This window comes from Williamsia muralis, assembly GCF_051487485.1.
GTDB lineage: Bacteria > Actinomycetota > Actinomycetes > Mycobacteriales > Mycobacteriaceae > Williamsia > Williamsia muralis_B.
Genome location: NZ_JAHVCV010000002.1, coordinates 394,134 through 408,457, shown reverse-complemented (window position 1 = coordinate 408,457; position 14,324 = coordinate 394,134). Strand labels below are relative to the sequence as shown.

The 14,324-nt window shown below is 65.6% G+C and carries 13 protein-coding genes; 7 read left to right on the top strand and 6 right to left on the bottom strand.

Annotated elements, in window-relative coordinates; genetic code table 11:
• Positions 1-10: 10 nt before the first annotated feature.
• The 6 genes from KXR83_RS05225 (at position 11) to KXR83_RS05200 (ending at position 7,786) form a co-directional block, all read left to right on the top strand.
• Entirely contained in the window at positions 11-1,012 is a 1,002-nt protein-coding gene (locus KXR83_RS05225; RefSeq protein ID WP_437423880.1) for an enoyl-CoA hydratase/isomerase family protein, read from the top strand.
• A 178-nt stretch (positions 1,013-1,190) separates the two neighbouring features.
• Entirely contained in the window at positions 1,191-1,919 is a 729-nt protein-coding gene (locus KXR83_RS05220; protein ID WP_437423879.1) for a TetR/AcrR family transcriptional regulator, read from the top strand.
• On the top strand, positions 1,916-3,169 hold the full coding sequence (locus KXR83_RS05215) for an MFS transporter (RefSeq protein WP_437423878.1): 1,254 nt from the start codon (positions 1,916-1,918) through the stop codon (positions 3,167-3,169). Before KXR83_RS05220 ends, KXR83_RS05215 begins: the two co-directional genes overlap by 4 nt.
• Complete coding sequence (locus KXR83_RS05210; RefSeq protein ID WP_437423877.1) at positions 3,166-4,425, top strand: alanine racemase; 1,260 nt, start codon at positions 3,166-3,168, stop codon at positions 4,423-4,425. Before KXR83_RS05215 ends, KXR83_RS05210 begins: the two co-directional genes overlap by 4 nt.
• On the top strand, positions 4,413-5,723 hold the full coding sequence (locus KXR83_RS05205) for a D-arabinono-1,4-lactone oxidase (RefSeq protein ID WP_437423876.1): 1,311 nt from the start codon (positions 4,413-4,415) through the stop codon (positions 5,721-5,723). The genes KXR83_RS05210 and KXR83_RS05205 overlap by 13 nt, the downstream gene beginning before the upstream one ends.
• A 17-nt stretch (positions 5,724-5,740) precedes the next feature.
• The gene (locus KXR83_RS05200) at positions 5,741-7,786 is read left to right on the top strand and encodes a neutral/alkaline non-lysosomal ceramidase N-terminal domain-containing protein (RefSeq protein ID WP_437423875.1); all 2,046 of its coding nucleotides are present in this window, start codon (positions 5,741-5,743) and stop codon (positions 7,784-7,786) included.
• Here KXR83_RS05200 and KXR83_RS05195 read toward each other — a convergent pair.
• The 5 genes from KXR83_RS05195 to KXR83_RS05175 form a co-directional block, all read right to left on the bottom strand.
• Complete coding sequence (locus tag KXR83_RS05195) at positions 7,783-8,334, bottom strand: hypothetical protein (protein WP_437423874.1); 552 nt, start codon at positions 8,332-8,334, stop codon at positions 7,783-7,785. The two genes, KXR83_RS05200 and KXR83_RS05195, sit on opposite strands and share 4 nt — an antisense overlap.
• A 95-nt stretch (positions 8,335-8,429) precedes the next feature.
• Positions 8,430-10,031 (bottom strand): peptide chain release factor 3, encoded by a 1,602-nt coding sequence (locus tag KXR83_RS05190; protein ID WP_437424451.1) that lies wholly within the window; start codon positions 10,029-10,031, stop codon positions 8,430-8,432.
• 128 nt (positions 10,032-10,159) lie between these two features.
• Entirely contained in the window at positions 10,160-11,176 is a 1,017-nt protein-coding gene (locus KXR83_RS05185) for a beta-ketoacyl-ACP synthase III (protein WP_437423873.1), read from the bottom strand.
• Positions 11,177-11,295: 119 nt separating this feature from the next.
• Positions 11,296-11,886 carry an aminoacyl-tRNA hydrolase gene (gene pth / locus KXR83_RS05180; RefSeq protein ID WP_437423872.1) on the bottom strand — a complete coding sequence of 197 codons (591 nt, stop codon included), beginning with the start codon at positions 11,884-11,886 and terminating at the stop codon, positions 11,296-11,298.
• Between the two features lie 25 nt (positions 11,887-11,911).
• A complete protein-coding gene (locus tag KXR83_RS05175) occupies positions 11,912-12,517 on the bottom strand; it encodes a TetR/AcrR family transcriptional regulator (RefSeq protein WP_437423871.1) in 606 nt (201 codons plus the stop codon).
• 63 nt (positions 12,518-12,580) lie between these two features.
• Here KXR83_RS05175 and KXR83_RS05170 point away from each other — a divergent pair, with 63 nt between their 5' ends.
• The gene (locus KXR83_RS05170; protein WP_437423870.1) at positions 12,581-13,519 is read left to right on the top strand and encodes a DMT family transporter; all 939 of its coding nucleotides are present in this window, start codon (positions 12,581-12,583) and stop codon (positions 13,517-13,519) included.
• Here KXR83_RS05170 and KXR83_RS05165 read toward each other — a convergent pair whose 3' ends face one another.
• Positions 13,520-14,155, bottom strand: coding sequence for a 50S ribosomal protein L25/general stress protein Ctc (locus tag KXR83_RS05165; RefSeq protein ID WP_437423869.1), 636 nt, complete (start codon positions 14,153-14,155; stop codon positions 13,520-13,522).
• Between the last annotated feature and the right edge of the window lie 169 nt (positions 14,156-14,324).

Sequence of the window (14,324 nt, the reverse complement as noted above, 5' to 3'; positions counted from 1 at the left end):
GGAGGAATCGATGTCGTTCATCCGTACACAGGTCTCAGGTGGGGTCGGCGAGATCATCCTCGATCGTCCCAAGGCGCTCAACGCCCTGGACCAGACGATGGTGGACGACATGTTTCCCGTCCTCACGGCGTGGGCTGACGATCCGGCCATCGAACTCGTGCTGGTCACCTCGGCCAGCGACCGCGCGTTCTGCGCGGGTGGCGACATCCGTGCCATCCGGGACGCCGCCGTTGCAGGCGACCACGCTTCTGTCACAAGGTATTTCAGCGCGGAATACGAACTCGACCAGCTGATCGCCGAATACCCCAAGCCTTATGTCGCGCTGATCGACGGTGCCGCCATGGGTGGTGGACTCGGCATCAGCGTGCACGGTGAGGTTCGCGTGGTCAGTGAAAAGGCCATGATCGCAATGCCCGAGACAGCAATCGGGTTCATCCCGGACATCGGATCCACCTACTTCTTGCCGCGACTGCCTGCCGGCGTCGGGCTCTGGCTGGGCCTCACCGGCGCGCGGGTGCGTGGCGCGGACGCGGTGGCGCTCGGCCTGGCCACCCACTACGTGCCCAGCGATCTGTTCGAGGGCCTGGCGGACGACATCCGCTCGGGAGTGCCGCTGGGTCAGGCGTTGTCAGGACGCGCGGAGCCCGTCACCGGGACCGACTTGCCGCTGGCCAAGATCGCCGAGTACTTCAGCGACGACCCGATCGAGGCGATCGTGGGCGGGTTGCGCGGCGCCGTGGTCGACGAGTGGGCCACCGAGATGGTTGCCCTGCTCGACAAGGCGTCACCCACCAGCCTCGCCGTGACGGCTGCCATGATCGACCTCGGTGGCCGCTCCACGCTCGATCAGTGCCTCGAACGAGAGCTCAACGCGGCCGAACAGATCACCCGGACTCACGACTTCGCCGAAGGGGTTCGGGCCGTGCTGGTGGACAAGGATCGAAACCCGCGGTTCGACCCGGCCGACCTCGCCGATGTGGATCCAGCAGTGGTTGCCCGCATCGTCGGCTAGCGGTCACCTGGCCCGAGATCGACTTCGATCCCACGGCCGTGGGTTGTGCTTGAGCATGCCGATTCTGGTCGACCTGGCCATTCGTACAGCGCGGTGACCCCCGTTGCCATACGCTCGACACCACGAGTGGGTCATCTGACCCACTCACTCGGTGGCGAAAGGGTGGTCCGTGGCGAGGATGTCCGTGGAGACCCGCAGAGATCTGCTGGTCCAGGCCGCTTTCCGGGTGATCGCCGAGCACGGGGTCGAAGCCGCGACCACCCGCCGGATCAGCGCTGCTGCCTCGATGTCGCTGGCCAGTTTCCATTACGCGTTCGAGTCACGCGACGAACTACTCGCCGAGTTGGTGGCGCGTGGAACCTCTGACGAACTCGCCACCTTCATCGCGCCTCTGAGTCCTCCGTCGTCGAGCCCCAGGCCGAATGAAACCGGGCCGAGTGAAACCGGGCCGGATGAGTCCGGGCCGCACGATCCCGGGCGTCGCACCGAAGATACCGGGACCGGAGGTGCTGGGACCGAACAAGCAGCCGAATGGGTTCTGCCGGCCGACATCGGCGACCTTCTCAAAGCCGGGTTGATGTCGTATCTCGAGAGCATCATCGCCGACCCCGGGCGTGAATCGGCGATGATCACCCTGGCGCAATACGCCAGGCGCACAAAAGGTCTCGAGCACTTCGCGCAACGCCTCTACGACCGGTACTACGAAATAGCGCAGACGACGCTGGAAGCGGCGGCCGAGGCGATGCATGTCGAATGGGCCACCCCGCCCAGCCATCTCGCACCGCTGGTGGTCGCGGCCACCGATGGTCTGACGTTGGCCTACCTCAGCACCGGCAACCGTGAGATCGCAGAGCGGATCATCGATGCCACCGTGACCATGTTGCGTTCACATCTGGTGTCGCCGTGACCATCACGACGCAGCCCAGGGTGTCGAGACGGTGGGTGTCGCTGTTCGCGCTGGCCTGGGTGGGCATCTGGATGGCGCAGCTGGCGCCGTTCCAGTTGGCGCTGCCCGAACAGATCAATGACTGGCTGGGCGTGGGAGACGTACTGCAGCAGAGTAACTGGGAGCGCAGCGTCACCACATTCGGAACGATCTCCGGGCTGTCGGCGGTGTGCGCTCTGGTGGCGTTCCCGCTCGCCGGCGCCCTCAGTGACCGGACCACTGGACGATTCGGCCGCAGGCGCCCTTGGATCCTCGCCGGCACGACGGTCTTCGCGGCCGCGCTTGTCATGCTGGGCCCGCAGAACACCTACTGGGGGCTGGCCCTCTTCTGGTGCCTGGCGCTGACCGGTTTCAGCATGGCTGCCGCGGCACTGACCGCCCTGATCAGCGACCAGGTACCCGTCGAGCAGCGCGGTGTGGTCTCGAGCTGGGTGTCGGCGCCGCAGGCGATCGGCACCATCGCCGGTATCGCAGTGCTCACCGCTGTGGGCGCACACTACGTCGCCGGGTATGCCTTGCTGGCACTGTTGCTTGTCTTATTCGTTGTGCCCTTTGCCCTTTGGGTTCCCGACCCTCCCGTGCAATCGGTCGCGACACGTCGCCTGAGTGTGGGCGCGCTGTTCGCCGAGCTGTGGATCTCGCCGCGCGAACAACCGGACTTCGGCTGGACACTACTGGGACGCGTTCTCGTCAACATCGGCAATGCGCTCGGGACATCGCTGTTGTTCTTCTACCTCCAGTTCGGGCTCGAGGTGTCCGAACCCGAGGAGTCGCTGCTGGCTCTCACCGCGGTCTACATGGTGTTCGTCATCGCGGTCGCGGTCGGAGCCGGCGCCCTGAGTGACCGGATCGGGAGGCGCAAGCCGTTTGTGCTCGTGGCCGGTGTGCTCCAAGGCGCTGCTGCACTGGTGATCGCGCTGGTGCCCGGCCTTGCCACAACGATCGTCGCGGCCGCGTTGCTGGGTGCGGGATTCGGATGTTTCCTCGCCGTCGACCAAGCGCTGGCCACGCAAGTGCTGCCCGACGCCGACCACTACGGAAAGGATCTGGGGATCATGAACATCGCGATGGCCGTGCCCCAAGCCCTGGGCCCGCTGCTCGGGGCCTTCATCGTCCACCTCATTTCCGGGTTCACCGGGCTGTTCGTCGCGTCGGCGTTCTTCGGAATACTCGGCGGTCTGTCGGTGCTCAAGGTCAGGAGTGTGCGATGACCGAGCTCGGACTGGACGGAGCCGTGATGCGGCCGGAGTGGCCGTGGGCGGCAGAACCCGAAAGATACTGGCGTGCCATAGATCAGGCGGTGCGCGACCACGGTGCGCCCGACGGGCCGGTGGCAGTGCTCGAACTGACAGCGCTACGGCACAACGTGGCGGATCTGCGTGCCCGAGCCGGCGGAGTGCCGATTCGGATCGCCTCCAAATCGTTGCGGGTGCGTTCGGTGATCAGTGAGATCCTGGCCACCGATGGTTTTGCCGGTGTGCTGGCCTACGACGTCGCCGAAGCCCACTGGCTTGCCACCGAGGCGGCTGTGACCGACGTACTGGTGGGATATCCGACAGCCAACGCGCATGCGATCGCGAAACTGTCGACGGACCCGGTGGCGGCCGAGAGGGTCACCCTCCTGGTCGATTCGGTGGACCACCTCGACGTCATCGCGCAAGCGGTGCCACCGGGCGCTGTTGACGTGAGGGTTGCCATCGACGTCGACGCGTCCTACTCCTCTCGACTGCTCGGCCACATCGGTGTTCGGCGATCGCCGATTCGCACGGCTGCGCAAGCCAAACGGCTCGCGCACGAGGTGGCTGCGCGGCCTGGTGTGCGGTTGGTCGGAGTGATGTCCTACGAGGCCCAAGTGGCCGGTGTGGGCGATGCGATACCGCGCAAGCGCCTGCGTAACAAGATGATCACCGAGATGCAGCGGCGGTCGATTACCGAGTTGATCGATCGGCGGGGGCGGGTGGTCGATGCCCTGCGCACGATCGCGGACCTCGAGTTCGTCAACGCCGGGGGGACCGGTTCGATCGAGGTCACCGCCACCGACCCGTCCATCACGGACATCGCTGCGGGTAGTGGTTTCTTCGGCGGCCACCTGTTCGACAACTATGCCTACTTCAAGCCGGCGCCGGCCATGTCCTTCAGCTTGTCGGTTGTTCGCGTCCCGGCACGGGGCATCGTCACGTGCCTGGGCGGTGGGTGGGTGGCGTCCGGACCGCCGGCGCGGGACCGGTTGCCGCTGCCGGTGTGGCCTGCGGGACTCGACTACCTGCCGCGCGAGGCGGCCGGGGAAGTACAGACTCCACTGACGGGCAAGGCCGCACAACAGATGCGGGTCGGCGACCGGGTGTGGATGCGGCACACCAAGTCCGGCGAGCTGAGTGAACACGTCAACTCGATCCTCGTGGTCGACGGCGGCAAGGTGGTCGGTGAACTGCCGACGTATCGCGGCGAAGGGAAGTGCTTTCTGTGACGGCGGTGTGGCGGAACTGGGGCCGGACGGAATCGGTGAACCCGGCCGAGGTGGTGACGCCGCGAAACACCGATGAGGTTGCCGATGTGGTGGCGAGAGCTCGCAACAACGGAGTGAGCGTCAAGGCCGTGGGGTCGGGGCACAGCTTCAGTGCCATTGCGATCGCGCCAGAGATCCAGCTGGACATGTCAGGTCAGCGTGGACTAGTCGCGGTCGACACGGCCACGGGCCGGGCGACACTGCGAGCTGGTACCACCTTGCGCGAGATCCCCGGGCTTCTCGCGCCGTACGGCTTGGCCATGGCGAACCTCGGCGACGTGGATGCCCAGACCATCTCGGGTGCAACATCAACGGGGACCCATGGCACCGGCCTGCGGCACGGTGGGATCAGTACGCAGATCACCGCAGTGCAGTTGGTCACGGGCAAGGGAGACGTCCGCACGGTGGATGCCTCGGAGCCGCAACTGCTTTCGGCTGCCGCGCTGGGACTCGGTGCACTCGGTGTGATCACCGAGGTCACTCTGCAGTGTGTACCCGCATTCACCCTGCGTGCCCAGGAGGGTCCGGAGCAGGTGGACGACGTCATCGACTCGTTCCTCGAGAGGGTCGCGCTCCACGACCACTACGAGTTCTACTGGTTCCCGCACACCGGCTTTGCGCTGACGAAGACCAACACCAGGCTTCCCGCCGATACACCCAGGTCCGGCCCGGGCGTGGTCCGGCGTCTGATCGACGACGAGGTCGTGAGCAACGGGCTGTTTCGCGTCATCTGTGAGGTCGGGGCCCGCTTTCCTTCGGCGGTTCCGAGGATCAATTCACTGGCCGGGAACGCTTTGTCGGCTCGGACGTACACGGATGCATCCACCAAGGTCTTTGTCTCACCTCGACGGGTTCGGTTCCGGGAGATGGAATACGCGATCCCGCTGGACCGGGTACCGCAGGCGCTGAACGAGGTACGCGACATGATCAATCGGCGAGGGTTCAGGGTGAGTTTTCCGATCGAGGTTCGTGCGGCGGCCGCGGACGACCTCATGCTGTCGACGGCGAGTGGACGGGACAGTGGGTACGTTGCCGTCCACCGGTATCACGCAGACCCGGTCGACGGTTACTTCGATGAGGTCGAACGGATCATGGCCGCCCACGGAGGGCGCCCCCACTGGGGAAAGATGCACACCCGCGACGCTCGTCACCTCCGGTCGGTGTATCCGCGCTTTGGTGAATTCCTGAGTGTTCGTGAGGATCTCGATCCCGATCGAGTGTTCGTCAACCCCTACCTCGCCTCGGTACTCGGCGACTGAACAACGGATCGGTGACCATGAAATTCGACGGACCAGAAGTCTCCCGACGACGCGTTCTCGGCAGCGCCGCCGCGACCACCGTGGCGGTCGGTGCCTCCCGGGTGCTCGGTTCCGCACATGCGGGGGCCGCACCGGCACAGATTGGCTACCTCGTGGGAGCCGGACGTGCAGACATGACGGGCGCGGTGGCAGGCCAAGGAATGATGGGCTACTCCCAGCCCCAGCAGATCGCCGCGGGACTGCACATGCGTTATCACGCAAGGGCATACATCATCGCAGACAGCGCCTCGGGTCAGCGGGTGGTCTTCTTGACGGCTGACTCCTCGTGCGTGTTCGAATCGATCCACATCGGAGTGCTGGCCAAGCTGCGGGCACGGTACGGCGATCTCTATACCGAGAAGAACGTCAACCTCAACGCCACCCACAATCACAACTCGTGTGGTGGGACCGCATGGGACTACGCGTATACCTTGGCCGCGTTCGGCTTCAAGAAGAACTCCTACGATGCCGAGGTCAACGGGATATTCACGGCGATCTGCCGCGCCCACGACTCTCTTGCACCCGGCACGGTCAAACTCGGGCGAACCGAGCTGCACAATGCGAGCGCTCAGCGTTCAAGAGTCGCTTTCGATCTGAACCCGCCCGAAGACAAGAATGCGTTCCCCGACGCCATCGACCCAGCAGTGACCGTGCTCCGGCTGGCGCAGGCAGGCAAGGACATCGGCGTCATCACCTGGTTCTCCACGCACGGAACCTCGATCGCCGACCACAATCGCCTGATCACGGTGGACAACAAGGGATATGCCAGCCACCGATGGGAGAGTGATGAGCCGGGCGTGATCGCGGCGTTCCCGCAGACCAACGCCGGCGACATGACGCCGAACCTCGATCTGGTGCCGTTCAGTCCATCCGGACCCACCGCCGACAACCGGGCCAACTGCGCCATCATCGGTGAGCGTCAATATCAGGCGGGCCGTGAGGCATCCCGCTCTGCCTCGCCGATGACTCGCACCGGGGTGGAATCGGTGGTGCACTACGTCGACTTCTCCGACGTCGCCATCGACGGCACGTACACCCCAGATGGGAAACCGGCGCGCACCAGCCCGGCGATGATGGGCGCCGGCGCGGTGGCAACCAGTTCGGAGGACAACTTCGAACAGCCCTTGCCGTTCTTCTATGAGGGCCAGGTCAATCCGTTGGTGGCCGCGGTGGGTGGGCTCGACGCCGAGGTGTCGCCATGGGTGCGAGATGTGCAAGCTCCCAAGCTCATCGCGTTTCCGTTGGGACTTCTACCACCGTGGCCATGGATACCCCAGATCATGCCGGTCCAGATCATCCGGATCGGCGATCTCGTGCTTGCGGCTGCCCCTGCCGAGTTCACCATCGTCTCGGGGCTCCGGGTACGGCAAGTCGTGGCACATGCTTTGCAGATCTCGGCGGACAACGTACTGCTGCAGGGCTTCGCCAACGGATACAGCCAGTACGTCACCACCCCGGAAGAGTATGTGTCGCAACAGTACGAGGGTGGGGAGACGCAGTTCGGCCGGTGGACACTGCCGGCGTACATGCAGAGTTTCGACGCTCTCGCCGGGGCCATGGCGCGGGGTTCGGACCTCGGACGGGGACCTGCGCCCCTGAACAAATCGGGCATCCAACCGGATCTAGTGCCGCCTCCACCTCCTGATGTCCCGATCGCGGGGCACCGTTTCGGAGACGTACTGAGGGAGCCCGAATCTCGTTATCGAGGCGGGAGCACCGTGGCAGTGGAGTTCGTCGGTGCCCACCCCAACAACAATCTGCGTACGTCCGATACCTACGTCGAAGTGCAACAGTGGACAGCCGGCGCGTGGGACAGGGTCTACGACGACAACGCATGGTCGACCGAGATGCATTGGGCGCGACCGGCCAACAGCGCCGACACCTCGGTGATCACCATCCTGTGGAACATTCCTGCCGGGACGTCCGGCAGGTTCCGCATCCGCTACTTCGGCGACTGGAAGAACCCGGCGGGCACGATCACCGGCTTCACCGGTACAACGGCGGCTTTCGACGTGTCGCGCTAACCCGCGTCCGGAGCAACGGTGAACCAGCCCGACACCGCGACCGTCGGCAAGGGTGACGATTGGCTCGGTTCGGGCTCGGTGTCGTCCAGCGGAGCAAAGGGGTTGCCGAAGACGCGAGTTGCGGTCGGGCAGTTGAACTCACCGGCGACCCCGGTGCCGGACAGGGCGGTCACCGTCGTCGCACAGGTGTCGGCCCCGTAGGCGGTCCCGTCGACCACAACCGTCACCCGCGCATTGAGTGCAGTGCGGGTGGTCAGGTCGCCGACGAGCATGTCGATGGTGACGCCGTCAGAGCCATCGTCTTTGAACAGGAACAGCAGACTGTCGATCGGGACCGCCGGATCGGCGTTGCCCCACCGCGCGAAGCGGTAGCAGCCCTGTTGTGGTTCGGCACCCGTGATCGCGACGGTGGCCTGGCCGGTGGCGAAGGAAAGATTCTGCAGACTGTGATCGATCGGGCCACCGGGCGGTGCCGATCGGCACTGGTCATCGGCGACCCTGGCGTTCTGCGGGGCCGTCGGCGGCGCCGCGACCGTCGATGAACTCACGGGGTCCTCGGACGAATCCGACTGGCCGCTGCATCCGGCCGTCACCAGAGCGCATGCGGCGACCGCCGTCGCGACCCGGTGGAACCGTGACCGCATCAATCTGCCGCCGCCACCAAGGGTTCGAGAGTCAGGTCGCCGTGTTCCTTCTCGATGTACTGCAGTCGCCACTTGTCGCTGACGAGAGCCAGGAGTGCCCCGTCGCTGCGGGTGAACACCTCCACCCCGCGCTGCCGGTTCAATTCGTCCACACTCTCGGCGTCGGTGCGCCGGGCCAACTGGTAAGGCAGGCCCTGGAAGCTCGTCTCGACCCCGAACTCGGTCTTCATCCGTGCCGTCACGACCTCGAACTGCATCGGACCGACAGCGGCGAGCACCGGAGAGGCATCGCCACGAATCTCGTTGCGCAGCACCTGCACAACACCTTCGGAGTCGAGCTGGTCGATGGCCTTGCGGAACTGCTTGTACTTGCCCGCCGACTCGGCGCGGCACACCGAGAAGTGTTCGGGGGCAAAGGAGGGGATTGGCGGGTATTGAACCTTCGGGCCCGAGTACAGGGTGTCGCCGGGGGCGAGCGCCATGGCATTGACCAAGCCCACCACGTCGCCGGGGTAGGCGGTGTCCACCGTCGAGCGGTCTCGGCCGAACACAGCCTGGGCGTACTTGGTGGCGAACGGTTTCCCGGTTTGAGCGTGGGTGACCACCATGCCCCGCTCGAACTCTCCCGACACGATGCGCATGTACGCCAGTCGATCTCGATGCGAGGAATCCATGCCCGCCTGCACCTTGAAGACCACGGCGCTGAACGAATCGGTGACCTCGCGGACCGTGTGGTCGATCGCCTCGCGGCCCGTGGGCGGCGGTGCCAACTCGATCAGGGCCTGAAGTAGTTGACGTACACCGAAATTGAGCACAGCGGAGGCGAAGATCATCGGGGACGTCTGGCCGGCCAGGAACATCTCCTGGTCATGGTCCTGACCCATCTCCGAGAGCAGTTCGCTCTCCTCGACCGCAGTGGTCCAGTCGTCCTCCTCGCGAGCGAGGGCGTCCTCGGGTTCGATGAGCTCTTCGGGTGCGATCGTCGCGCCACCGGCGGTGCGTGTGAAGTGGATGTATTTACCGGTCCGCCGATCGAGCAATCCGCGGAAGTCTCCGGCGATGCCGACGGGGAAGTAGAGGGGGGTGGGGGTCAGACCGATGCGTTCGCTGATCTCGTCGATCAGCTCCAGCGGAGTGCGTCCCGGCCGGTCCCACTTGTTGACGATGGTGATGATGGGAATGCCGCGGTGGCGACACACCTGGAACAACTTCAGGGTCTGCGGCTCGAGCCCCTTGGCCGCATCGATGAGCATCACGGCGGCATCGACGGCCGTGAGCACCCGGTAGGTGTCCTCGGAGAAGTCGGCGTGACCGGGCGTGTCGACGAGGTTGATCACATTGACCTCGTCGACACCGCTGGTGGTCTTGTCGAGGCGGTAGTTGAACTGCAGTGCGGTCGAGCTCACGGAGATGCCGCGAGCCTTCTCCATCTCCATCCAGTCCGACACGGTCGAGCGCCTGCCGGCTTTGCCGTGGATGGCGCCCGCTTCGCTGATCATCCGCGCATGCAGGGCCAGCGCCTCGGTCATCGTCGACTTACCGGCGTCCGGGTGCGAGATGATCGCGAATGTGCGACGGCGGGCCACCTCGCGGGCCACCACGGCCTTGTTGGCGGTAGGGGTTTCGGCAGGTGTAGCGGTCGGGTCGGAACTCACTCAGAAAAGGCTACAGACCAGCGCGTTCGGGTACCAATCGCCGCCACCGCCGAGTGGCCCGCTCGATGGAGGTGCTACTCGAACGGAACCGGCGGGAGGGTGACCACCTGCGCGGCGTAGCTGAGGCCGGCGCCGTAACCGAGCAGCAGTGCGGTATCGCCCGGCTTCGCCTTGCCGTTGGACAGCAGGTCTTCCATGGCCAGCGGGATCGAGGCGGCAGAGGTGTTGCCGGTGGTCTCGATGTCGCCGGCGACAACGGCGTCGTCGCGGAGTTTGAGGCCGCGGGCCAGCAGGTCGTTGATCCGTGCGTTCGCCTGGTGTGGGACGAAGACGTCGAGTTCCTGCGCGTCGATCTTCGCGGCGTCCAGTGCCCGCTGAGCTGCCTTGCCCATCTCGAATGCGGCCCAGCGGAAGACGCTGGTGCCCTCCATCCGCAGGTAGGGGCGCTGTTTGCGGTCGCCTTCGATGAACTCGAGCCAGTCGATGTCCTGGCGGATCGCGTCGTACTGCGAACCGTCGCTGCCCCAGATGACCGGGCCGACGCCCTGGGTTTCGGTGGCTCCGAGGACAACGGCGCCGGCGCCGTCACCGAAGATGAAGCAGTTGCCGCGATCGGTCATGTCGAGCGCGATCGACAGCTGCTCGGATCCGATGACAAGGACGTTGGTGGCACTGCCACCGCGGATCATGTCGGCGCCGATACCCATCGCATAGCCGAATCCGGCGCATCCGACGGTGACGTCGAAGGCGGGCACGCCGTTGGCGCCGAGCGCGGTGGCGACCGCGGTGCCTGCGCCGGGGGTGAGCAGCAGGTGGGTGTTGGTGGCGACGATGACGGCGTCGATGTCCGAACCGCTCAGCAGCGCATTGGCAATGGCCTTGCGTCCGGAATCGATGGCCATCGTGGTGACGTTCTCGTGCGGCCCGCAGAACCGCCGGGTCTTGATCCCGGTGCGGGTGTAGATCCATTCATCGCTGGAGTCGATCTTTTCGCAGATCTCAGCGTTGGTGACCACGCGATCCGGCCGATAGGCGCCGATGCCGAGAATCCCGACGTTGTTGATCCCGGTTTTGTCAGCGATGACAGGCATGCGTTCCTCTTTTCATTGCGGCTTCTTCGATGTATCGGTCGGCCGGCGAAGCTTGTAACAGGCTAGCGAGTGCCACCTCACAAATCGAGCTTCTCCGGCGCGACGGCGCGGTTGTCAGCTCACCACGCGTGCACGCGGTTCTGAGCGTCTTCCAGGGTGTTCGAGATCAGCAATTCGATCGCGTCGGACGCGTTCTCCAGCAGCAGTGGCACCTCGGTGCGTTCGGACGTCGAGAACGGCTTGAGGACGAAGTCGGCGGGATCCTGGCGACCGGGTGGTCGGCCGACTCCGAGCCGGACCCGGAGGTAGTCCTTGCTGCGCACGGCTTGCGAGATGGAGCGAAGGCCGTTGTGGCCACCTTCGCCGCCACCCTGCTTGAGGCGGACCGCACCGAAGTCGATGTCCAATTCGTCGTGGACCACCACGAGGGTGTGTGGTCCCGAGAACTGTGGACCTGCGGAATAGAACGACGCCAACGGCCCGACCTGGCGGCCGGATTCGTTCATGAAACACGTCGGGATGGCCAGGACAACGGGGGTGCCTGCCAGACGTCCGACCGCGATCTGGGCGCCGGACTTCTTGTGTACCTTGAACTTTTCGCCGAGCTTGTGCGCCAGGTGTTGTACCGCCATCGCGCCGACGTTGTGGCGGGTCTTCTCGTAGCGGGTGCCCGGATTGCCCAGGCCGACAATCACGATGCTCTCGGTCACGCGCTCATTCTGTCATCCGCGCCCATCACGACGGTTCGCCCACCGGAGCGTCCAGCAGCACCTGTGCGGTCAGCTTCGCAACCCGAGATGCATCGTCCTGTGCCCCCGCGGTCCGGGCGACGATGCTGCCCTCGTGCAGGAGCGTCAACTGCCCGGCGAGGAGATCTGGCTCGGGATAGCCGGCTGCGGTACATGTGTGCGCGAACAGGTCACGCACCCACGCCTTCTCCTCGACGATGATCTCGACACCGGGATGGTCGGTTCCGCCGATTTCGGCATACGCATTGATGAAGCCGCAGCCGCGCATCCACGACGCCATCCATTCATCGGTGGCGTCGAAGACGGCCAGGGCCTGCGCGCGCCCGACCGGAAGGGGGCGGATGAAGTCGAGCACGAGACTGCGCCAACGCAGACTGCGGCGATGTAGATACGCGACGATCAGCCCGTCCTTGGAGCCGAACCGGTCGTAGATCGTCTTCTTGGTGGTGCCGGCGGCCTCGGCGATCGAGTCGACGCCGACCGCTCGGATGCCGCGGGTGTAGAACAAGGTCCCCGCGGCGTCGAGGATTCGCTCGGCTGCGGGGGTCATGGGTGCCTCGGTCGGTACGTCGAGGACAGCGGGAACGGTCATGGATCTCCTCGTCGATGGCTCGGTACACTGCAAGTATACCGACCGGTGTGTTTACCTGTCGCCATGATCAAAGCCTCGACGGTTCTGGTGCTCGCGTGGAGCTCGGGTTATCTCGGAGCAGAGCTCGCCGCCCGCTATTCCTCCTGGCACATGCTGCTCAGCTGCCGGTTCGCGGTGGCTGCCATCCTGCTGATCGGCTTCTGTGTGGTGAGGCGTCTGCGCATCACCCGCGCAGGCGTGATGCGACAGGTGGGCCTGGCGATCGTGATGCAGGGTCTGTACCTGGGGGCTATCAGCGCCTCGGTGGGCGCGGGGCTCAGTCCCGGCATCACCGCACTGATCTGTTCACTGCAGCCGTTGGTGGTGGCAGCGTGTGCGGTGCCCGTGCTCGGTCAGCGGATAGGCGCCCGTGAGTGGCTGGGCCTGACCGTCGGCATCGTGGGTGTCGGACTCGTGGTCGGGGGCAAGATGCACGCCGGCGGCGTTCCCTGGTGGGCTTACCTGCTGTGCACGTTCGGGATGCTCGCCCTGGTCGCGGCCACGCTCACCGAGCGGCGACTGCGGCCGCCCGAGCCGATGGCGGCCGCCCTGGCCGTGCAGTGCGTCGTGGGTGCCGTCATCTTCTGGGCCGTGAATGTGGTTGTCGGCGATGTGGTTCCGCCGATGACGTTCGACTTCGCGTGGTCGCTGGGATGGGCCGTTGTCTTTGCGACGTTCGGCGGCTGGGGTGCCTACCTGTGGGTCAATCGGGAGGCCGGACCGATGCACCTGAGCACCCTGCTGCTGCTCGTGCCGCCCACCACCATGGTGATCGCCTGGCCGATGTTCGGCGATCAGCTCGGGGTGTGGGAGGTGGCCGGCGTCGTGGTCAGCGCGGCGGGGGTGACCATCAAGCTGGTCCGAACGTCGGCCGGCGCCTCGTCGAAACAGGTGCCGCAGACGACTCCGGCCCGCGACACCGAAGTGCGCGGGCCGGAGACGGCGGAATCCTTGCGGCGTTGACTACTCGCCGGCGGAGTCGCCCTCGGCGGCGGTATCGGTCTCGGCCGGCTCGGAAGCGTCGGTGTCCGACTCGGTCTCGGCCTTCTGAGCCTCGTTGACGGCGATGATCAGCGTCTCGGGGTCGGAGATCAGGGTGACGCCCTCGGGCAGGTCGAGCTCGGCAGCGTTGATCGAGTATCCGGCTTCCTTGCCCTCGACCGACACGGCGATCTGCTCGGGGATCGACAGCACGTCGGCCTCGATCTCGATGACGCTGGCGTCCTGGGTGACCAGGTTGCCGGGGGCGGCGTCGCCCTCGACAACGATCGCGACCTCGACGGTGACCTTCTCGCCGCGGTTGATCACGACGAGGTCGGCGTGCTCGATGTAGTTGCGGATCGGGTGCACGTCGACCTGCTTGGTCAGTGCCAGCTGGGTCTCGCCCTCGATGTCGAGGTCGATGACGGCATTGAGGCCGTTGTTACGCAGGATGGCGGCGAACTCGCGGGCCGGGATGGTGAGGTGCTTGGGCTCGGTGCCGTGGCCGTAGAGCACGGCGGGCACGTTGCCTGCGCGACGGGTGCGACGGGCTGCGCCCTTGCCGCTCTCGGTGCGGATCGAAACGCTCAGATTGCTGGCCTGATTGGCAGTGGCCATGATGGTGTTCTCCTCGGTGTTACGGGTGGTGGTCTGTGGGTCACGACAAGATCGACAGACAGCCACAGTGCACCCGAGGGGAGAACCACGCCGCGCCGATCACGGTGACAATCGAGATCACCCTCGCCGAGACAACGGGTCAGACTATACCGCACCCGTGCCCTGGCTC